The organism is Enterobacter cloacae complex sp. IR5441 (assembly GCF_049238215.1).
Taxonomy (GTDB): Bacteria; Pseudomonadota; Gammaproteobacteria; order Enterobacterales; family Enterobacteriaceae; genus Enterobacter; species Enterobacter hormaechei_C.
This window is the reverse complement of the sequence record NZ_JBMKIA010000002.1, coordinates 63,682-83,946: the sequence shown is the minus strand read 5'-3', so window position 1 is coordinate 83,946 and position 20,265 is coordinate 63,682. Positions and strand designations below refer to the sequence as shown.

Annotated in this window: 18 protein-coding genes; 7 read left to right on the top strand and 11 right to left on the bottom strand. The window is 55.8% G+C overall.

The features are described 5' to 3' along the window. Positions 1–3 precede the first annotated feature (3 nt). The 3 genes from rsuA (at position 4) to ACOTX5_RS03135 (ending at position 2,547) form a co-directional block, all read left to right on the top strand. Positions 4–711, top strand: coding sequence for a 16S rRNA pseudouridine(516) synthase RsuA (gene rsuA / locus ACOTX5_RS03145; protein WP_017383401.1), 708 nt, complete (start codon positions 4–6; stop codon positions 709–711). Between the two features lie 15 nt (positions 712–726). Further along, positions 727–1,926: a Bcr/CflA family multidrug efflux MFS transporter gene (locus tag ACOTX5_RS03140; protein ID WP_017383400.1), complete on the top strand. Its 1,200-nt coding sequence runs from the start codon at positions 727–729 to the stop codon at positions 1,924–1,926. Positions 1,927–2,202: 276 nt separating this feature from the next. After that, entirely contained in the window at positions 2,203–2,547 is a 345-nt protein-coding gene (locus ACOTX5_RS03135) for a YejG family protein (RefSeq protein ID WP_003859372.1), read from the top strand. A 3-nt stretch (positions 2,548–2,550) separates the two neighbouring features. Here ACOTX5_RS03135 and yejF read toward each other — a convergent pair whose 3' ends face one another. From yejF to ACOTX5_RS03090, 9 genes are all read right to left on the bottom strand, one after another. Continuing rightward, a complete protein-coding gene (gene yejF, locus ACOTX5_RS03130; protein ID WP_045910719.1) occupies positions 2,551–4,140 on the bottom strand; it encodes a microcin C ABC transporter ATP-binding protein YejF in 1,590 nt (529 codons plus the stop codon). A 1-nt stretch (position 4,141) separates the two neighbouring features. Continuing rightward, a complete protein-coding gene (locus ACOTX5_RS03125; RefSeq protein ID WP_017693033.1) occupies positions 4,142–5,167 on the bottom strand; it encodes a microcin C ABC transporter permease in 1,026 nt (341 codons plus the stop codon). Then, entirely contained in the window at positions 5,167–6,261 is a 1,095-nt protein-coding gene (locus ACOTX5_RS03120; RefSeq protein WP_003859369.1) for a microcin C ABC transporter permease YejB, read from the bottom strand. The genes ACOTX5_RS03125 and ACOTX5_RS03120 overlap by 1 nt, the downstream gene beginning before the upstream one ends. Positions 6,262–6,270: 9 nt before the next feature. Beyond that, positions 6,271–8,076, bottom strand: coding sequence for an extracellular solute-binding protein (locus ACOTX5_RS03115; protein ID WP_045910720.1), 1,806 nt, complete (start codon positions 8,074–8,076; stop codon positions 6,271–6,273). Positions 8,077–8,151: 75 nt separating this feature from the next. Then, the gene (locus ACOTX5_RS03110; RefSeq protein WP_045327800.1) at positions 8,152–9,705 is read right to left on the bottom strand and encodes a cyclic di-GMP phosphodiesterase; all 1,554 of its coding nucleotides are present in this window, start codon (positions 9,703–9,705) and stop codon (positions 8,152–8,154) included. A gap of 127 nt (positions 9,706–9,832) precedes the next feature. Then, entirely contained in the window at positions 9,833–10,402 is a 570-nt protein-coding gene (gene mepS / locus ACOTX5_RS03105; RefSeq protein WP_047727285.1) for a bifunctional murein DD-endopeptidase/murein LD-carboxypeptidase, read from the bottom strand. Between the two features lie 415 nt (positions 10,403–10,817). Further along, a complete protein-coding gene (locus ACOTX5_RS03100) occupies positions 10,818–11,531 on the bottom strand; it encodes a phosphatase PAP2 family protein (protein ID WP_023295065.1) in 714 nt (237 codons plus the stop codon). Between the two features lie 33 nt (positions 11,532–11,564). Continuing rightward, entirely contained in the window at positions 11,565–12,551 is a 987-nt protein-coding gene (locus tag ACOTX5_RS03095; protein WP_017383393.1) for a CobW family GTP-binding protein, read from the bottom strand. 123 nt (positions 12,552–12,674) lie between these two features. Then, positions 12,675–14,141 carry a mannitol dehydrogenase family protein gene (locus tag ACOTX5_RS03090; RefSeq protein WP_045910721.1) on the bottom strand — a complete coding sequence of 489 codons (1,467 nt, stop codon included), beginning with the start codon at positions 14,139–14,141 and terminating at the stop codon, positions 12,675–12,677. Positions 14,142–14,346: 205 nt separating this feature from the next. Between ACOTX5_RS03090 and uxuA the strand changes: the two genes are divergently transcribed. Continuing rightward, complete coding sequence (uxuA, locus tag ACOTX5_RS03085; RefSeq protein ID WP_045910722.1) at positions 14,347–15,537, top strand: mannonate dehydratase; 1,191 nt, start codon at positions 14,347–14,349, stop codon at positions 15,535–15,537. A gap of 116 nt (positions 15,538–15,653) precedes the next feature. Here uxuA and yeiP read toward each other — a convergent pair whose 3' ends face one another. Next, entirely contained in the window at positions 15,654–16,226 is a 573-nt protein-coding gene (gene yeiP / locus ACOTX5_RS03080; protein WP_003859355.1) for an elongation factor P-like protein YeiP, read from the bottom strand. A 164-nt stretch (positions 16,227–16,390) separates the two neighbouring features. Here yeiP and ACOTX5_RS03075 point away from each other — a divergent pair, with 164 nt between their 5' ends. Next, complete coding sequence (locus ACOTX5_RS03075) at positions 16,391–16,645, top strand: YkgJ family cysteine cluster protein (protein WP_003859353.1); 255 nt, start codon at positions 16,391–16,393, stop codon at positions 16,643–16,645. Here ACOTX5_RS03075 and setB read toward each other — a convergent pair. Beyond that, on the bottom strand, positions 16,642–17,823 hold the full coding sequence (setB, locus tag ACOTX5_RS03070; protein WP_015572310.1) for a sugar efflux transporter SetB: 1,182 nt from the start codon (positions 17,821–17,823) through the stop codon (positions 16,642–16,644). The two genes, ACOTX5_RS03075 and setB, sit on opposite strands and share 4 nt — an antisense overlap. A gap of 358 nt (positions 17,824–18,181) precedes the next feature. On the opposite strand from setB, the gene fruB reads away from it, so the two are divergent. Beyond that, on the top strand, positions 18,182–19,312 hold the full coding sequence (fruB, locus tag ACOTX5_RS03065; protein WP_045910723.1) for a fused PTS fructose transporter subunit IIA/HPr protein: 1,131 nt from the start codon (positions 18,182–18,184) through the stop codon (positions 19,310–19,312). Next, positions 19,312–20,250, top strand: a complete 939-nt coding sequence (gene fruK, locus ACOTX5_RS03060) for a 1-phosphofructokinase (RefSeq protein WP_006811313.1) — start codon at positions 19,312–19,314, stop codon at positions 20,248–20,250. Before fruB ends, fruK begins: the two co-directional genes overlap by 1 nt. Positions 20,251–20,265 lie beyond the last annotated feature (15 nt).

The window sequence follows — 20,265 nt, the reverse complement described above, 5'->3', positions numbered from 1 at the left end:
TTCATGCGACTTGATAAGTTTATCGCTCAGCAACTCGGCGTAAGCCGCGCTATTGCCGGGCGTGAAATTCGCGCCAGCCGCGTAACCGTGGACGGCGACATTGTGAAAGACAGCGCTTTTAAACTCCAGCCTGAGCACCAGGTGGAGTATGACGGCAACCCGCTGACCCAGCAGAATGGCCCGCGCTACTTCATGCTCAACAAACCGGAAGGTTACGTCTGTTCAACGGACGATCCGGATCACCCGACGGTGCTCTACTTCCTCGACGAACCTGTGGCGCACAAGCTGCATGCGGCAGGGCGACTGGATATCGATACCACCGGCCTGGTGCTGATGACCGATGACGGCCAGTGGTCGCACCGCATCACCTCCCCGCGCCATCACTGTGAGAAAACCTATCGGGTGATGCTTGAGTCTCCGGTCTCGGATGACACGGCAGAGCAATTCGCGAAAGGCGTTCAGCTGCATAATGAGAAGGATCTGACCAAACCGGCGGTGCTGGAAATCCTCACCCCCACGGACGTCCGTCTGACCATCAGTGAAGGCCGCTACCACCAGGTGAAACGGATGTTTGCCGCCGTGGGCAATCACGTTGTGGGGCTGCATCGTGAACGTATCGGCGCGATTGAACTCGATCCAGACCTGGCCCCAGGGGAATATCGCCCGCTGACGGAAGAAGAGATTGCCAGCGTCGGGCTGCCTTCACGCTAAATTCAGGAGAACCCTGTGACCACCAGGCCACACTCGTCGTTTAAAATTGTATTTATCCTTGGCCTGCTGGCCATGCTGATGCCGCTGTCCATCGATATGTATCTGCCCGCGCTGCCGGTGATTTCCGCTCAGTTTGGCGTACCGGCCGGCAGCGCGCAGATGACGCTCAGCACCTACATTCTTGGTTTTGCCCTCGGTCAGCTCTTTTATGGACCAATGGCCGACAGCCTGGGGCGTAAACCGGTTATCCTGGGCGGGACATTGATATTTGCCGCGGCGGCGGTGGCCTGCGCGCTGGCGCAGAGTATCGATCAGCTGATTGTGATGCGCTTCTTCCATGGCCTGGCGGCTGCTGCGGCAAGCGTGGTGATTAACGCGCTGATGCGCGACGTCTACCCGAAGGAAGAGTTCTCACGCATGATGTCGTTCGTCATGCTGGTCACGACAATTGCGCCGCTGGTCGCCCCCATGGTGGGCGGGGCGGTCCTGGTGTGGTTCAGCTGGCATGCGATTTTCTGGATCCTGGCGATTGCCGCGCTGCTGGCCTCGGTGATGATCTTCGTCTTTATCGATGAAACGCTGCCGGTCGAGCGACGTCAGAAGTTCCACATTCGCACCACGCTTGGCAACTTTGCCTCGCTGTTTCGCCATAAGCGTGTGCTCAGCTATATGCTGGCCAGCGGCTTCAGCTTTGCCGGAATGTTCTCGTTCCTGAGCGCGGGGCCGTTTGTGTACATCGAACTGAACCATGTGTCACCCCAGCATTTTGGTTACTACTTCGCGCTGAATATTGTGTTCCTGTTTGTGATGACCATTATCAACAGCCGCTTTGTCCGGCGGGTTGGGGCGCTGAATATGTTCCGCGCCGGGCTGTGGATCCAGTTCGTGATGGCTATCTGGCTGGTATTGAGCGCGTTGCTGGGCGTCGGTTTCTGGGCGCTGGTGGTGGGCGTGGCGGCGTTTGTCGGCTGCGTGTCGATGGTTTCATCCAACGCGATGGCGGTGATCCTCGACGAATTTCCGCATATGGCGGGCACCGCCTCGTCGCTGGCAGGAACGTTCCGTTTCGGAATTGGCGCGATAGTCGGGGCGCTGCTCTCGACGGCGACGTTTAATACCGCCTGGCCGATGCTGTGGGCGATTGCCCTCTGCGCGACCTGCTCCATACTCTTCTATCTTTACGCCAGCCGGCCGCGAAAGACGGCGCATAAATGACCACTTAAGGCCCGTGACGGGCCTTTTTGTTGACCCATATCAACCAACCCTCCGTTCGTTTACCCTGTGTTTGTTTCTTTTATGTAAAATCTATTTATGTAAAAAGTCACATCATTGTATTTAAAAAGGTTGAGTTAGATCGCAGAAACGGGTACATATAGCGCCGACGCGAGCCTGCAACGCCTATAAAATCCGCTAAACAGTGCAGGTTGGCGATGATGTGTTACTATAAATGTAAATAAATTGTGAAGTAAATTTGCTTCCGGGGATCTGAACGTGAATACATTACAACTCTCCATTGTCCATCGCTTGCCCCAGAGCTATCGCTGGTCGACGGGTTTTGCAGGTTCGAAAGTTGAACCGATTCCGCAAAGCGTTGCCGGGGAGGATAATTGTCTGGTGGCCCTCAAACTGCTCAGCCCGAGCGATGAAAATGCGTGGCCGGTCATGGAACGTCTCAGCCAGGCGCTGACGGACATCGAAGTGGACAGCTCCGTGCTGGAATGCGAAGGTGAGCCGTGCCTGTTTGTTAACAGCCAGGATGAGTTTGCCGCCACCTGTCGTCTGAAAAACTTCGGCGTGGCCATTGCCGAGCCGTTCTCCGGTCAATATCCTTTCTGAGTGCTAGTCAGCGGACAATAGCTGGCGTGTGTAATCCTGCGTCGGCGCGGTGAATACGCGCTGGCACTCTCCCTGCTCAACGACTTCTCCCTGCCGCAATACCACCACCTGATGGCAAAGCGCACGCACCACCTGTAAATCGTGGCTGATAAAGATATAGGCCAGCCGATGCTTTTCCTGTAGCCCCTTCAGCAGCGCCAGAATTTGCGCCTGCACGGTGCGGTCCAGGGAAGAGGTTGGCTCGTCCAGCACGATCAGCTCCGGTTTCAGGATCAGCGCGCGGGCAATCGCTATACGCTGGCGCTGTCCGCCGGAAAACTCAGCCGGATACCGGTGCCGGGTCTCGGGATCTAAACCCACTTCCGCCATCACCCGCATCACGTCGATTTCACGCTGTTGCGCCGTCATTGTCGGCTGGTGGACGCGCAGGCCCTCTTCAATAATCTGTAATACGCTCAGGCGCGGGTTAAGCGAAGAGTTTGGATCCTGAAATACCACCTGCATCCGCGGACGCACGGGAAGCATCATCCGGCGATTCAGGTTTTGCAGCGGCATGCCGTCAAAAACAATGCTTCCCTGAGAGGCGATCAGGCGCAGCAGCGCCAGGCCGGTGGTGCTTTTGCCTGAACCGGACTCGCCCACAAGCCCAAGCGATTCGCCTGGACGCAGAGCGAAGCTCATGTCTTTCAGAACATGATTGTGATCGACCACGCGACGCAAAATGCCTTTGCGGATCGGGAATGACACCGACAGCCCCTCAACCCTCAGCAACGGCGCGCTGTCAGCGTTAAGCGGAACCGGGTCGCCAGCGGGTTCGCTATCGAGCAGGCGCTGTGTATACGGGTGCTGAGGCGCGCTCAGCAGGGCGGATGCCCGGTTCTGTTCCACGCAGCGGCCGTTTTGCATCACGGCCACCGTGTCAGCGAGCTTTTTCACGATGCTCAGGTTGTGCGTAATAAACAGCAGGCTCATGTTCAGCTCGTCGCGCAGTTCGCGCAGCAGTTGCAGAATTTGTGCCTGTACCGTGACGTCCAGCGCGGTAGTAGGTTCATCGGCAATCAGCAGTTCGGGGCGCGTGAGCAGGGCCATTGCAATCATCACGCGCTGGCGCTCGCCGCCGGAAAGCTGGTGCGGGAAATCGTTCAGCCGTTTCGCCGCATTACGGATACCGGTGCGTTCAAGGCAGTCCAGAATTTCACCCCGCGCTGCCTCTTTACGCATTCCCCGATGAAGTGACAGCACTTCATAGAGCTGTTTTTCCAGGGTATGCAGTGGGTTGAGCGACACCATCGGCTCCTGAAAAATCATGGCGATGGTGTTGCCACGAATGCCGCGCAGGGTTTGCTCGTCAGCGTTCAGCAGCGATTGTCCATGGAACAGAATATCCCCCTGCGGATAGCTGACCGGCGGGGAAGGGAGCAGGCGCAGCACCGACAGCGCCGAAACGCTCTTACCGGAGCCGGATTCCCCGACCAGCGCCAGCGTCTCTCCGCGCTGGATCTGCAACGATAAATCCGTCACCACCGTGCGTGATTCGCCCTGTTTTGAAAACGCAATCGACAGGTTCTCTATGCTCAGAAGAGGCCGGGTCATGTCATACCGCCTTGTTGGGATCGAAGGCATCGCGCACGGCTTCGCCAATAAAAATCAGCAGGGAAAGGAGCACCGCCACGGAGAGGAATGCGGCGATGCCCAGCCAGGGGGCCTGGAGATTGTTTTTGCCCTGCAACAGCAGTTCGCCAAGGGACGGTGAGCCCAGCGGCAAACCGAAACCAAGAAAATCAAGCGACGTCAGGGTGGTAATGGAGCTGCACAAAATAAACGGCAGGAAGGTGAGGGTCGCCACCACCGCATTGGGAAGCATGTGACGGAAGATGATTGCGCCATCGCTCACGCCTAACGCCTGCGCAGCGCGAATATAGTCGTAATTCCGCGTACGCAGAAACTCCGCGCGCACCACGCCGACCAGCGCCATCCAGCCGAACAGGACGGTGATCCCGAGCAGCCACCAGAAGCCAGGCTGTACCACGCTGGACAGCAGGATAATCAGAAACAGCGTCGGCATACCGGACCAGACTTCAATCACGCGCTGTCCCCATAAATCTATTTTACCCCCGTAATAGCCCTGCACGGCGCCCGCCACAACGCCCATTACGCTGCTAAAGAGCGTCAGCAGCAGCCCAAACAGGAGCGAGATGCGGGTGCCATAGAGAATGCGCGCCAGCACATCGCCGCCGTTGGCGTCCGTTCCCAGCCAGTTTTGCGCGGAAGGCGGCGAAGGGAAGGGGGTGGACGTGGCGAAGTTAATACTGTTTGCGCCAAAACGAATCGGCGCCCAGATAGCCCAGCCGTGCTGCGCTATCTGTTCACGTAACCAGGGATCCTGGTACTCGGCTGGCGTCGCAAACGGGCCGCCAAAATCGCTTTCGCTGTAGGTGGCCAGCACCGGCACATACCAGCGGTCTTTGAAATGCACCAGCAGGGGTTTATCGTTGGCAATCAGTTCCGAACACATACTTAAGGCGAACAGGACGGCGAAGATCCACAGCGACCAGTAGCCGCGACGGTTGTGGCGAAAGCGCGCCCAGCGGGCCTGATTGACGGGGCTTAAACGCGACATCAGCGACCCTCAAAATCGATACGGGGATCGACCAGCGTATAGCTGATATCGCTGATGATGTTCAGCAGCAGGCCGATCAGGGTGAAAATGTAGAGTGTGCCAAACATCACCGGATAATCACGGGAGACGGTGGCCTCATAGCCCAGCAGCCCTAATCCGTTGAGCGAGAACATCACCTCTATCAGCAGCGAGCCGGTAAAAAACATACTGATGAACGTGGCGGGGAAACCGGCAATCACCAGCAGCATGGCGTTACGAAAAACGTGCTTCCACATGATCTGCTTTTCACCGACGCCTTTGGCGCGCGCGGTGACGACGTACTGTTTGCGGATCTCATCAAGAAAGGCGTTTTTGGTCAGCATCGTAAGCGCCGCAAAACCGCCGATGACCGTCGCCAGCACCGGAAGCGTGATGTGCCAGAAGTAATCGGTGATTTTCTGATACCACGGCAGGGTGCTGAAATCCGCAGAGACCAGCCCGCGCAGCGGGAAGAGGTCGAAATAACTGCCGCCGGCGAAAAAGACAATCAGCAGCACGGCAAACAGAAACGCCGGGATAGCGTAGCCGATGATAATGAATGTGCTGCTCCAGATATCAAAACGGCTACCGTTGTAGACCGCTTTTCGGATCCCCAGCGGAATGGAGACCAGATAAATAATCAGCGTCCCCCACAGTCCGAGCGTGATGGAAACCGGCAGGCTTTGTTTGATCAGGGTTAACACCGAGGCGCTGCGAAACAGGCTGTCGCCAAAATCGAAACGGACATAATCCCAGAGCATCCTGAAATAACGCTCGTGCAGCGGCTTGTCAAAACCATAGCGATGGGTGATCTCGGCGATCACCTCCGGATCCAGTCCGCGACCGCCCCGGTAGTGGCTTTCGCTGATGTTGCCCACGCCCGTCCGGGCATGGCTGGCCCCCATTCCTTCACCGCCGCCGCCCGGCATGCCGCCAGCGTGACCAAATTCTATCGCCGCAATTGCCTGGTCCACCGGACCGCCGGGGGCGATCTGGACGATAAAAAAGTTAATGGTAATGATGGCCCACAGCGTCGGGATCACTAACAGCAGCCGGCGGATAAGATAAGCGCCCATCGTCACTCCTTAACGCCGCTCTGCGGGCAGTTTTGCGGCTTTATTCACGTCATACCACCAGGTGTCAAAGCCGAGGGTGTAGACCGGGCGAACGGCAGGCAGGGAGAATTTATCCCAGCGGGCCACGCGATCTTCGCCCATATACCACATCGGCAGCATGTAATAGTTCCAGGTTAAGACCCGATCGAGCGCGCGGCCAAGCGGCAGAAGCTTGTTCTTATCGCCCTGAGCGGCGACAATTTTTGCAATCAGCGCATCTATCACCGGGCTCTTTACGCCCGGGGCGTTGTAGGAGGAGTCGATATAACCCGATGCCCAGGAGATTTGCAGATCTGAACTTGGCCACGGCTGCGCGGCCCACAGGGTCTGCATCATGTCGTAATCGCGACTGCGCTTGCGGTTGGTTAACTGGGCCATATCGACCTGGCGGATATTCATGGTGACGCCAAGCCGGGCAAGGTTCTTCTTAAATGGCAGCACCCACTGATCGTTTGCGCCGGAGGCAATCAGCAGTTCGAAGCTGAGCGGTTTACTGGTTTGCGCATTAACCCGTTGCCGATTTTTCAGCACCCAGCCAGCATCATCCAGCAGGTTGCTGGCTTTCAGCAGGTTGTCCCGGTCGAACCCGTTTCCGTCGGATTTGGGCGGTTCAAATACGCGGGTGAACACCTCCGGCGGGAGCTCCGCTTTCATTGGCGCCAGCAAAACCAGCTCGTCCGCGTGGGGATAATCACGGGCGGCATATTCAGTATTCTGGAAATAGCTGTTCGCCCGGCTGTAGGCTCCGTAAAACAGCGCTTTGTTCATCCATTCGAAATCAAACGCCAGGGTAATGGCTTCACGCACCCGACGATCGGAAAAAACCGGGCGCTGAATATTAAACGCCAGCCAGCGCGTGTCCTGCGCGGATTCGTTTTTGTGTTCGTCTTTAACGATATAGCCTTTCGCGAAATTTTTTCCGATATAACGGGTCGCCCAATTTTTGGCGCTGTTCTCGACACGTAAATCAAACGTGCCCGCCTTAAATGCCTCGAAGGCCACGTTATCATCCAGGTAGTAGTCGTAGCGGATTGTATCGAAGTTCCAGCGGCCCCGGTTTACCGGCAGCGTGGCTGCCCAGTAATCTTTCACCCGGGAATAGATCACGTACTGGCCCATTCGCCAGTCGGTAATGCGATACGGCCCTCCGGCCAGCGGCGGGGTAGAGAGGGGATCGCTCAGCTTATGATTTTTCCAGAAGGATTCGGGCATGACGGGCAGGGAGAACAGGCTCAGCATATTCTCTTTGTTCGGCTCAGGGAGTTCGATTCGCACGGTCAGCGGGGCGATGGCTTTCACCGTGGTGCCCTTGTACACCAGACGAAACTGCGGCACGCCTTCGGTCATAAATTTATGAAAGGTGAATGCCACGTCACGGGCGCTAACCGGCGTACCGTCGTGAAAACGCGCCCGCGGATTAATCGCGATTTCTGCCCAGCTGAAATCATCGGCGTAACGCACGTTCTCGGCGACCAGGGGATAATAGCTGCCGGGTTCGTCGTCGGAGGTGACGAACAGCGTGTCATAGAGGGATTCGGTACGCGCTGCCGCCACGCCGCGCAGGGCAAAGCGGTTAAAGTTGTCAAACGTTCCCGTGGCGGAAAGCGTCACGTTTCCGCCTTTCGGGGCGGCGGGGTTAACGTAATCGTAGTGGTTAAAGTTAACCGCGTACTTCGGCTCGCCAATGACGGCAAAGGCCGTGCTCTCTTTGATGGTCTGCGCCTGGCTCGACAGGCTCACCAGCGCCAATAGCGTCAACACAACGCGCATAATCATAGTGCGGCGGATCCCTTTGTTCACAGGCAGGCTCGGTTGAACAGAATAATAAGGGACAGCGCCGTGATTGTGAAATTATTCCCCGAGCGTGATGTCGGGTTGCCACGTCCTGAACTGCTCCAGCGGCATCGGGCGGCCGATCCAGTAGCCCTGAAGATAGTTCACGCCATGCTCGCGCAGCCACGCCGCCTGCTCCGGCGTTTCAACACCCTCGGCAACGGTTAACATATTCAGGCGTTCTGCCAGCGTCAGCACCGCGTCAAGCACTGGCGAGGTGACGGTTTCAGTCCCGATGGCATTCACGAAGCCACGGTCAATTTTCAGGTAATCCATCGTGAAGCGTTCCAGATAGATCAGCGCGCTGTGGCCGGTGCCAAAATCATCGATGGCAATTTCAAAACCTTCTTCGTGCAGCCATTCGAACAGCTGATTAGCCTCGCGGTGGTTGATCATATCGCGCTCGGTTATTTCCAGCACAATCTGGAAGTGATCGGGTGGAAGGGCGGCGGCAAACGCGCGCATATCCTCTTTAAAGCTTTCCGCATGCAGATGACCGGGCGCGATGTTGATCCCAAACTTGGCCCCAGGCGGGAGCACCGTTTGCAGGACAGGGGCATCGCGGATAATCAGGTCAAAAAGATGCAGCGTCAGCGGGACAATCAGCTTCTGCGCTTCAGCGAAATTAATAAAGGCATCCGGTGGAATTTCTCCCATCACCGGATGCTTCCAGCGCATCAGGACTTCCAGCCCGGTCATTTTGAGCGACTGCGCATCCACGACGGGTTGATAGACCACGTAAAACTGGTCGCGTTTGATGGCCGTTAGGATCTCTTTCCCCGGATTAAGACGGATAGTAAGAATATAGAAATTCAACAGGCCCGCCGCGATACCGCAGACCAGGCCGAAAAACAGGGCGTACAGCACTTCATCGGTCGTCCAGGCTTCCGCATAAACATGGATGGTCAGAGGCACATTTTTCAGCGTGGCGGTACGGACCGGGATATCAGGCAAATCACGCGCAGAGACCAGCGTTCCGGAATGGGTTGATAACGCATAATCGCCAATAATGATGGAAATACCGGCAAACTCATCCTGTCTTGAGGTGTAGAGGAGATAAGGAGTCAGGTTAAGATTAACGGAGGTAAATACACCGCCGTCCTTCACCAGTGGGTTGCGATACCAGATGGCAATCGCGGGCTTGTCCGGCATCATGGGGGTGCCCGGCAGGAGCGCCATATCAACCTGTTTATTGATGTGCAGTTCAGGAATAAGCGCTTCCAGAGGGACATTCATCGGGCCGGTGGCGGAAGAGCAGTAGGCGTTTTTATCCCTGACCAGCAAAAAGGCGCGCACGTTGATGCTAAAGGCCGCCCGGGAGGTCAGGGCGGCACTCACTTCCTCGCAGCTGTTTAGCGTGAGTGGCTGGAGTGTATCAATCGACATTTTGAGCTCATCGAAATAGCTCTCCATGTAGACGCTTAAATCGGTAATAAGGGTATCGAATCTGACGTCTCGCTTGTGGTAACTCCAGTAAAACTGTAATGCTCCCAGGAGCAGGGCAGTGAATAACCCCGTAAGGAAACTGAGAAACAGAATCTTGCGGTTGCTGGAGAAGTAGCGGGTAAACATAGATGTCGTGATTCCTGAAATGCCGCTGGATAGTTATCAGTGTAACGGGCAAAAAAAAACACTGCCGGAGCAGTGCTTTTTTTATCGTATCGCCAGCCAAGGGATAACCAACGATACGACAGCAATATTAACTACGGCTCAGAACGCGGCGAGCTTCGTTGTAGCGCTTCTTCCAGTAAGGTTCGTTCATGCTGGAAATCGTCACACCACTGCTGGTGGAAGCATGGACAAACTGATCGTTACCGATATAGATGCCAACGTGTCGACCGGTTGAACCCGCGCTGAACAGGACTAAATCGCCCGTGCGCAGTTTAGTGCGCGAAATGGATTTACCCATTTCCTGCTGTTCATAAGTAGAACGCGGAAGGTCTAACCCAAACTGCTCACGGAACGTACGCTGTACGAACGCGGAACAATCGATGCCTTTCTTGGTGCTGCCGCCCAGACGGTAACGCACGCCTTTCCAGTCAGCATACTGATCCATAATACGCGACTTAACATCGAGATTACGTACCATATTTTCAAATTCATCCTGAGAGGCTTGCAGTGAAGAGGAATCTTCCATTCCCACAACACGCGTCTCAGGATGCATATTCTTCGCGGTATTCGTCGTACTACATGCCGAAAGCAGAACCGCCACTGCAATCGCCGGGATCCCCCGCAAGATATATCTCAAGATTGGTTGAGATTTGACCATTTTGTTTGTTTTCCCTTGAAGTCCTTAACGAAAATATCGTTATAAAAATGCCAACCGTGACGAGACTAATAATCTGTTCACAATGAGACAATTCTTTATGGTGAAAACTGTGGCTCAACGCACAAAATTATTCACCATGATAATAATTATCTCAGTGGGGCAAAACGAGTTCGAGGTTAACCGATTGCACGGGGTATTGCGAGCAAAAAAGTCCGTTTTTTTATAAGAAAATGTGATACACAAAGTTACAGCGCGGAATTGCTCAAAATGCCGCCATTCATATCGGTAATCCCTGCAATTGCTTCATTTTTATCACGAATTGTATGACGGGATGATGACAGCGTTGAATGACGCCGAAAAGAAGTGACGCAGGGATCGAAAACGATCCCTGATGAATGGTGTTAATTTTCGTTATTTATTTGTTTCCAGCTTGTTTAAATTTGCCAGGAAGATAGCGATCAAAAATGCCTATTATGCGATCGCTCAGTGGGGTCATCAGCACCCACGGTAAACCAATTAACACCGCCGTGAGGGAGCCTACGGCGATATCTGTCAGCCAGTGAGCGCCAATCATCACCCGCGGGAATGCAAATACCACCACAATAACCAGGGCGATGGCGAAGGCTTTTTTACCAAAATAGCGCAGCATGAAGCCTGCAAAAATCAGCAGCATCATACCGTGGTCGCCCGGAAAACTGTCCTTCGAGGCATCTTTGGTTGGAATATGAAGCAGCTCGCTGACGCGGTTAATATTCGGGAAAAAGAGCGAAGGACTGGCGCGTTTAACCGGCATCAGATGCTGCGCCAGCTGGTTGATAATCACGGCCGTCAGCAGCATCACCAGGCCGATAATCAGAATACGGCGACGACCCGTTTTGTCTTCCTTCAGCCAGAAGGAGAGCATCAGACAGCCCATTGCCAGCAGCGAACAGCCGTCAAACGCGCGGTTGTTGGTGATCGCCACCAGCCACAGGAAGGCTTCACTCTTCGCCAGCGCCTGGTTAAAGAAGTGGAACAGCCCGGAATCCAGCGGGAACCAGAAACCGTGATCCGCCGGGATATACCAGGAGAAAAAGATCGCCAGGCCGGCAGCGTTGAGCAATAAAATAGCAGGAAGTCGAGTCGTCATAGTCTTCAGCAATGTGTGAAATCAGGGGCAACGTTAGCCGCCCAAACTTAAACGAAGCTTCAACAGGCTTGACTGGAGGGCATTCCAGTCGGTATTAACCGCACTAATTAACTCTATCCGGCTGTCGGGTGGCGCGACGTTCTGGGTTTCAATAAAGAAATCCTCGCCCTGACGGTTAATGCGCACCAGACCATCCGGAGTGCGCATGATCCCTTTTACCCGCTCAACCGGCGCGAGTCTCGCCCATTCCAGTATACCAATGGTGTCGAAAACCGTATCGGCATCGAAGATCCACCCGCAGGCCTGATGCCCCTGGCCGCTGTTCAGGTTGCGACGCCAGCGCTGATGCTCCGGCAGGCTCAGTGCAGCCAGGCCTTGCTTCGCGCCGTGGCTATGCGAATGCTCAGCGCTGGCAGGCAGTTGCGTCTGGTTGAGGCGGGGAAGGTCGAGCAGGGCGCCATCAATGTTGCCCTGGGTCGTCTGCACATACTGACGTCCACCGCCAGCCTGCTGCCACCAGGACTGGAACGCGGCCTGACTCTCAGCCGTCGCGCGATCGGATTTATTCGCCACGATAATATCTGCCGAGGCGAGCTGGTCGCGGAAATTGTCATTATTGATCGCTTTTTCATCCAGCAGCTGGCGGGGGTCGAGCAGGCAAAGCGTCGCACGCAGCTCAAGCCACGGCTCGTATACCGGGGCGGTAAGTAAATCAAGGATTTGCTTAGGATGACCCAGCCCGGTGGGCTCAATCAGCAGACGGTCCGGCTTGCCCTGACGCAGCAGCGTATTCAGCCCGACCTGCATCGGCAGACCATTCACGCAGCACATACACCCGCCCGGGATCTCTTTCACCATCGCGCCGCTGTCGGCGAGCAACGCGCCGTCGATCCCCACTTCGCCAAATTCGTTGACCAGCACGGCCCACTTTTCCGCCGGGTCTTTATTGGCCAGCAAATGCAGAATGGACGTAGTTTTACCGCTGCCTAGAAAACCGGTGATCAGGTTGGTTTTGGTCACGTGCGCTCCGATAAATAATTGTGATGTAGTAACAACTATCTATCATCCTGACGAAAAAATCGGGCATTGAGAAGAGGGAGGGCGAACGGAGCATAAAACCGTTCGCCTTAAACGCAATAATCGCTAAATTTTTAACGTTTCGATAACGGCCTGGCGCGCGCCGAGCCGGACGAGGCGCTGGTACGCGCTGGTGATTGCCTCGACAAAGACAGGGTTTTGCGGCAGGTCGTCGCCAAAGATTTCATTTAGCGTCAGCAGGGCGCTAACGCGTTCTGCGTCGCTGCTGGTAGCGACAATGGCCTGAAACTTGTCGCTCAGCGGATCGCGTACGTCAATGGCGTTGCCCTGTTCGTCCGTACCGCTGACGTAGCGCATCCAGCCCGCCACCCCCAGCGCCAGTAATGGCCAGGCGGTGTTACGCTCAAGATGCACGCGGATCCCATCCAGCATGCGCTGAGGCAGCTTCTGGCTGCCGTCCATGGCGATTTGCCATGTGCGATGCTGTAGGGCCGGGTTGGCGAAGCGGTCAAGCAGGCTGTCAGCATAGGCTGTCAGATCAACGTTGGTGATGCGCAGCGTAGGGGCCTGCTCATTCAGCATCAGCCTGCGGGCCGCCTCGCGGAAACTGTCGTCCTGCATACATTCATTTATGTGCGCGTAGCCGGCAAGGTAGCCCAGATACGCGAGGAAGGAGTGGCTGCCGTTCAGCATCCGCAGCTTCATCTGCTCCCAGGGCAGGACATCCTCAACCATCTGTACGCCTGCCACCTCCCACTCCGGACGCCCGGCGACAAAGTTATCTTCCACTACCCACTGAATGAACGGTTCACAGCTGATGGCGCAGGGATCTTCAACGCCAAGTTCCTGGGTGATTTCCGCGAGTGAGGCGTCGGTGGCGGCGGGCACGATTCGGTCGACCATGGTGCCAGGGAAGCTCACGTGCGCCTCGATCCATGCGGCCAGCTCTGCGGAACGCTTTCCGGCCATGCCGAGAACGGCATTTTTCACCACGTGGCCGTTGTCGGGAATATTGTCGCAGGAGAGCACGGTAAACGCCGGCAGGCCCCGCTCGCGGCGGTGATGAAGCGCTTCAACCAGAATACCCGGCGCGGAATGCGGCTCAGACGGGTGCTCAAGATCGTGCAGGATGCGGCTGTTCCGCATATCCAGTTTTCCCGTCGCCGGATCGATACAGTAGCCTTTTTCGGTAATGGTGAGGGAGACAATTGCCACCTGCGGTTCGCAGAATTTCTCAATAATGGCTGCCAGCGAGTCGAGTTTGGCGTTCAGGCACTCTTTTACCGCACCGATAATAATGGGCTGATTGCCTTCGGCACCTTTCTCCAGCACGGTAAACAGATGATCCTGCGCCCGGAGCTGGCCCATAAGGACATCGCCGCTAAAGAGGCTAATCTCACAAATTCCCCAGTCGCCTCCTTTGGCATTCAGTACCCGGTTTGTTAACAACGCCTGATGCGCCCGGTGGAACGCGCCAAAACCGAAATGGACGATGCGGGAGCGTAACTGCTCGCGATCGTAGCGGGGCTGCTGGACATGAGCAGGAAGCGCGGTGGAGGCAATAGTCTTCATGTAATACACACCTGATTAACCATTAATTAACAATGCCAGTGTAAAGTTATATGACAACAAATTAAATTGGTAAGCCGTAAATATCCCTGTTATGTGAGTTTGATCAATCAATGCCGCGTGCTGTATTGACCACTTCGATTAAACATGTATGGTAGTCGTCATTGAAGTAACACATATTGGTATAACAACTTGAGAGGGTGGGGCAATGGAACAAACCTGGCGTTGGTACGGGCCGAACGATCCGGTTTCTCTTGATGATGTGCGTCAGGCTGGCGCAACGGGTGTGGTCACGGCGCTGCATCATATTCCGAACGGTCAGGTGTGGCCGGTGGAGGAAATCCAAAAGCGTCAGGCTCAGCTGGCAGAGAAGGGATTAACCTGGTCTGTTGTGGAAAGTATTCCGGTTCACGAAGATATCAAAACCCACTCCGGTGAGTGTGATACCTGGATTGCGAATTATCAGCAGAGCATTCGTAACCTGGCAGCCTGTGGTATTGATACCGTCTGCTACAACTTTATGCCGATCCTGGACTGGACGCGTACCGACCTGGAATATGAAATGGCCGATGGTTCGAAGGCGCTGCGTTTCGATCAAATCGCTTTTGCGGCTTTCGAGCTGCACATTCTGAAGCGTCCGGGGGCGGAAGCAGACTACACCGTCGAAGAGCAGCAGCAGGCGCTGGCGTGGTTCAATGCCGCCAGTGAAGCGGACATTGAGAAGCTGGTTCGCAATATCATCGCGGGCCTGCCCGGTGCGGAAGAGGGTTATACCCTCGATCAGTTCCGCGCGCGCCTGGCGGAATATGGTGATATCGATAAAAACCAGCTGCGTGAAAACATGGCGCACTTCCTGCGCGCTATCGTGCCGGTGGCAGAAGAAGTCGGCGTGCGGCTGGCGGTTCATCCGGACGATCCACCGCGTCCTATTCTTGGCCTGCCGCGTATCGTGTCTACGATTGAAGATATGCAGTGGCTGAAAGAGACGGTGGACAGCATCTACAACGGCTTTACCATGTGTACGGGCTCGTATGGCGTGCGGGCGGATAACGATCTGGTGCGGATGATCGAAACCTTTGGCGATCGCATTCATTTCACCCACCTGCGTGCAACCTGCCGTGAAGAGAACCCGAAAACCTTCCACGAAGCAGCCCATCTTGGCGGCGACGTGAACATGGTTGCGGTGGTGGATGCCATTCTCTCTGAAGAGGTACGTCGTAAGCAGGCGGGGGATGTGCGTCCTATCCCGTTCCGTCCGGATCACGGGCACCAGATGCTGGACGATCTGCGCAAGAAAACGAATCCAGGGTATTCGGCGATTGGCCGTCTGAAAGGGATGGCGGAAGTGCGCGGTATCGAGCTGGCGCTGAAAATGACGAAGTATCCTGAACTGCTGTAAAGGTTGTTGCCGGGTGGCGGCTGCGCCTTACCCGGCCTACAAAAACACAAAAACCGGCATCAGAGCCGGTTTTTTGTAGGCCCGGTAAGCGTAGCGCCACCGGGCGAAAAGCACGATCAGTCAGCACGACCCATATAGCGTTTTTCTTCGATATGGATACGGATTTTCTCGCCCGCTGACAGGTACTCTGGCACCTGTACGACCAGACCGGTAGTCAGGGTAGCCGGTTTGTTACGCGCACTTGCAGACGCGCCTTTGATGCCCGGCGCCGTTTCAACAATTTCCAGATCAACGGTCTGCGGCAGCTCCAGCGCCAGCAGCACGCCATCCCAGGTCAGCACCTGCATGTCCGGCATTCCACCTTCTGGAATAAACAGCAGCTCTTCTTCGATCTGATCTTTAGTGAAGATATACGGGGTGTAATCTTCTTTATCCATGAACACGTATTCGTTGCCGTCGATGTAGGAGAAATCAACGTAGCGACGGGTGAGGGTCACGGTATCAACGATATCGTCGCCTTTAAAACGTTCTTCCACTTTCAGGCCGGTGCGGACATCGGAGAAACGCATTTTGTACAGCGTTGCTGCGCCGCGGGCGCTGGGTGCCTGAATGTCGATATCTTTCACAATCAGCAGTTTGCCGTTGTAATTCAGTACCATACCTTTCTTAATTTCGTTCGCTCTTGGCATTGCAGTAATCCTGTTTACGGGAGGTAAAAAATATCGCGCCAAATTACTCGCGCGCGGCCTTTCAGGCAAGCGGAATTCGTGGGTTTTGCTATCAATACATAAAAGGTGTTACTGTGCGCGCAATGCCCGACTGCGCGGGCATCTGCCACCAACAGAGAGCATGTATGGATTGTCGTTCCGACTGTGGCGCGTGCTGTACCGCACCGTCCATCTCAAGCCCCATTCCAGGCATGCCGGAGGGCAAGCCTGCCAATACACGCTGCGTTCAGCTCTCTGACACTAACCTGTGCATGATCTTTGGCTCGCCCCTGCGCCCGAAGGTGTGCTCCGGGCTCCAGCCAACCGCCGAAATGTGCGGCAGTACGCGCCAGCAGGCCATCACTTATCTGCTTGAGCTGGAAGCGCTCACCGCGCCTTAAACGTCTTTGATTCGCGTCAGGCAGCTCAGCGTCAGGACGCACATCACCAGCGCAATCCAGAACACCGTATGATAGTTCCAGATTTCAGCCACAACGCCCGCCAGTGAGCCTGCAATAATCCAGCCCACGCGGGTGGTATTAGTATAAAGGGTGGTGGCAGAGCCTGCCTGACCCGGCATCAGATCCTGGAAGTAGAGCATGCCGATACCGGCCAGGATACCGATGTAAATGGCGTTCAGCAGCTGTAAAGCAAGAAGCAGGGCTGGCGTATGAACCGTCAGCATACCGACATAAAACAGCAGCCCGGCTACGGCGGCGACGCGCATCAAAAAGCGCTTGCCGAAGCGCTTCGCGTAATAGCCCGCAATCAGCATGGTGGGGATCTCAAGCCCCGCGGCGGTTCCCATCATGATCCCGGCCAGCTTCTCCGGCAGATGCAACTCATCAATAATAAACAGCGGCATATTAATGATATAGAGGCTGTTGGTTCCCCACATTAGCGTACAGATAATGAATAACAGCAGCGCGTCGCGCCGGTTACGTCGCGGAGCTTCCAGCGTACCGGTCGCCACTTTCGGCTCTTTGCGCATGGAGGGCAGAAAGAACCAGACCATTGCGCCGCATACCACGAAGGCCACGGCTGCGCTGAGGTACATCACCGTAAAGCCAAAACCCATCGCCAGCGCGTAGGCGAGCGGGGGGCCAATCACCCAGGCCAGCGACACCTGCGCGCGCAGTATCGAGCTGAACATCACCGCTTCTCGCCCGGTGCGGTCGGCATGCTCGCGGGCAAGGGCGAACATCTGCGGGTTGGCGGTCGAGCCGAAACTGCTCAGGAAGACGCCCACGAACAGCAGAATGAAGTAGTTACGGTTCCAGGCAAACAGCAGGCAGGCAAACACCCCGAGCAGGCAGCAAAAAACGATCAGGCTTTTGCGATCGCCTTTGCGGTCTGAACGCCCGGCTAGAAACTGGCTGACGAAAATGCCGATGATGGCGCTCCCGGTGAAGAAGAAGCCAACCATCGCCGGGCGGGCGTGAACTTCGTTGGTCAGAAACAGGCTCAGCGTAGGCGTTTGTAACGCACCGGCAATACCGGTGAGAAAAGCAACGATCAAAAACGCCGTTGACGTCAAATCAAAAGGCTTTGGTGAGGCGGCAGCGGGGGTGTTATGCATGTTCAGTCTTTGCGAGTAACAGAGAGAGGCGGAGTTTACGCCGCCTGTCATTAAATAAACAGAGGGCAAAATCAAGATTGCCACAATAAATCAAAATAGCATTTCAGTTTATCGCCGTTTCGCTGAAGCGTGCTGAACCTGTTTGCTGAACATCAGCAAAAACCTCCCGACTGAAGAAGAAATGTGCTGCACTTCTAAATTCTGCAGCAAGAAATGTAACTTTTCTTGCAACCTTTTGTAGAAAAGATAAGACTTCTTGAAACGTTTCAGCGCTATCTTGCCTGTCCTGACGAAGCAGGTTAGCGCCTGGTTTCTCAGTTAAGCTGAAACGATTCAATTTCAGCAGGAGAGGAGAATCATGTTCCAGTTATCTGTTCAGGATATTCACCCGGGCGAACAGGCCGGGAATAAAGAAGAGGCTATTCGCCAGGTCGCCGCTGCGCTCGTGCAGGCTGGCAACGTGGCTGACGGCTACGTCAACGGCATGCTGGCGCGTGAACAGCAGACCTCCACCTTCCTCGGTAACGGTATTGCAATTCCGCACGGCACCACGGACACCCGCGATCAGGTGCTGAAAACCGGCGTGCAGGTCTTCCAGTTCCCGCAGGGCGTGCTGTGGGGCGAGGGTCAGGTGGCTTATGTGGCGATCGGCATCGCGGCCAGCGGTGACGAACACCTGGGCCTGCTGCGTCAGCTGACGCACGTGCTGAGTGATGATGCCGTCGCGGAACAGCTTAAATCCGCCACCACTGCTGAAGAGCTGCGTGCCCTGCTGATGGGCGAAAAACAGAGCGAAGCGCTGAAGCTGGATAATGAAACCCTGACGCTGGACGTCGTTGCGTCCGATTTGCTGACGCTCCAGGCGCTGAACGCGGCCCGCCTGAAAGAAGTGGGAGCGGCAGATACCACTTTTGTGACGTGCGCCATCAATGATAAGCCATTAAACCTGGGTCAGGGCATCTGGCTGAACGACAGTGCTGAAGGCAACCTGCGTAGCGCTATCGCGGTCAGCCGTGCTGCGGTTGCCTTTGAGACAGACGGCGAACGCGCCGCGATGCTGGTAACGGTCGCCATGGCGGACGATCAGCCGGTATCCGTGCTGAAGCGTCTGGGCGATCTGCTGCTGAACAATAAAGCTGAAAAACTGCTGAACGCAGACGCGGCGACGGTGCTGGCCCTGCTGACCAGCGACGATGCGCTGAAGGATGACCTGTTGAGCGCAGAGTACGTGGTGCGTAACGAGCATGGCCTGCATGCCCGTCCGGGCACCATGCTGGTGAATACCATTAAACAATTTGAAAGTGAGATCACCGTGACCAATCTGGACGGTTCGGGTAAACCAGCCAACGGGCGCAGCCTGATGAAAGTTGTCGCGCTGGGCGTGAAGAAAGGTCATCGTCTGCGCTTTACCGCGCAGGGTGCGGATGCTGAACAGGCGCTGAAAGCGATTGGCGACGCCATCGCGGCCGGTCTGGGGGAGGGCGCATAATGAGCAGACGTGTTGCGACCATTACGCTGAACCCGGCTTACGATCTGGTGGGTTTCTGTCCGGAAATTGAGCGTGGCGAAGTCAACCTGGTGCGGACGACCGGCCTGCATGCCGCAGGAAAAGGGATTAACGTGGCGAAGGTGCTGAAAGATCTCGGCATCGACGTCACCGTTGGCGGCTTCCTCGGTAAAGACAACCAGGATGGTTTTCAGCAGTTGTTCAGTGAACTGGGCATCGCTAACCGTTTTCAGGTTGTGCAGGGCCGTACCCGCATCAACGTTAAGCTGACCGAGAAAGACGGTGAAGTGACCGATCTGAACTTCTCCGGCTTCGAAGTGACCCCGGCTGACTGGGAGCGCTTTGTTGCCGATTCCCTGAGCTGGCTGGGCCAGTTTGACATGGTGTGCGTCAGCGGCAGTCTGCCGTCCGGCGTCAGCCCGGAAGCGTTCACCGACTGGATGACGCGCCTGCGCAGCCAGTGCCCGTGCATTATTTTCGACAGCAGCCGCGACGCGCTGGTCGCCGGTCTGAAAGCCTCGCCATGGCTGGTTAAGCCTAACCGCCGCGAACTGGAGATCTGGGCGGGCCGTAAGCTGCCAGAATTAAAGGATGTGATTGACGCTGCCCATGCGCTGCGCGAGCAGGGTATCGCTCACGTGGTGATTTCTCTGGGTGCAGAAGGTGCCCTGTGGGTTAACGCCTCCGGGGAATGGATTGCCAAACCGCCTTCAATGGAGGTGGTCAGCACCGTGGGTGCCGGGGATTCGATGGTTGGCGGCCTGATCTACGGTCTGCTGATGCGCGAATCCAGTGAACATACCTTACGTCTTGCTACCGCCGTTGCGGCCCTGGCCGTGAGCCAGAGCAATGTCGGTATTACCGATCGTACCCAGTTAGCCGCGATGATGGCGCGCGTTGACTTAAAACCTTTTAACTAACAGCAGGAGAGGAAT

Coding starts and splice junctions, on each gene's coding strand:
- rsuA (WP_017383401.1), top strand. CDS start 4: ATGCGACTTGATAAGTTTATCGCTCAGCAACTCGGCGTAAGCCGCGCT.
- yejF (WP_045910719.1), bottom strand. CDS start 4,140: ATGACCCGGCCTCTTCTGAGCATAGAGAACCTGTCGATTGCGTTTTCA.
- ACOTX5_RS03125 (WP_017693033.1), bottom strand. CDS start 5,167: ATGTCGCGTTTAAGCCCCGTCAATCAGGCCCGCTGGGCGCGCTTTCGC.
- ACOTX5_RS03120 (WP_003859369.1), bottom strand. CDS start 6,261: ATGGGCGCTTATCTTATCCGCCGGCTGCTGTTAGTGATCCCGACGCTG.
- ACOTX5_RS03115 (WP_045910720.1), bottom strand. CDS start 8,076: ATGATTATGCGCGTTGTGTTGACGCTATTGGCGCTGGTGAGCCTGTCG.
- ACOTX5_RS03110 (WP_045327800.1), bottom strand. CDS start 9,705: ATGTTTACCCGCTACTTCTCCAGCAACCGCAAGATTCTGTTTCTCAGT.
- mepS (WP_047727285.1), bottom strand. CDS start 10,402: ATGGTCAAATCTCAACCAATCTTGAGATATATCTTGCGGGGGATCCCG.
- ACOTX5_RS03100 (WP_023295065.1), bottom strand. CDS start 11,531: ATGACGACTCGACTTCCTGCTATTTTATTGCTCAACGCTGCCGGCCTG.
- ACOTX5_RS03090 (WP_045910721.1), bottom strand. CDS start 14,141: ATGAAGACTATTGCCTCCACCGCGCTTCCTGCTCATGTCCAGCAGCCC.
- uxuA (WP_045910722.1), top strand. CDS start 14,347: ATGGAACAAACCTGGCGTTGGTACGGGCCGAACGATCCGGTTTCTCTT.
- yeiP (WP_003859355.1), bottom strand. CDS start 16,226: ATGCCAAGAGCGAACGAAATTAAGAAAGGTATGGTACTGAATTACAAC.
- ACOTX5_RS03075 (WP_003859353.1), top strand. CDS start 16,391: ATGGATTGTCGTTCCGACTGTGGCGCGTGCTGTACCGCACCGTCCATC.
- setB (WP_015572310.1), bottom strand. CDS start 17,823: ATGCATAACACCCCCGCTGCCGCCTCACCAAAGCCTTTTGATTTGACG.
- fruB (WP_045910723.1), top strand. CDS start 18,182: ATGTTCCAGTTATCTGTTCAGGATATTCACCCGGGCGAACAGGCCGGG.
- fruK (WP_006811313.1), top strand. CDS start 19,312: ATGAGCAGACGTGTTGCGACCATTACGCTGAACCCGGCTTACGATCTG.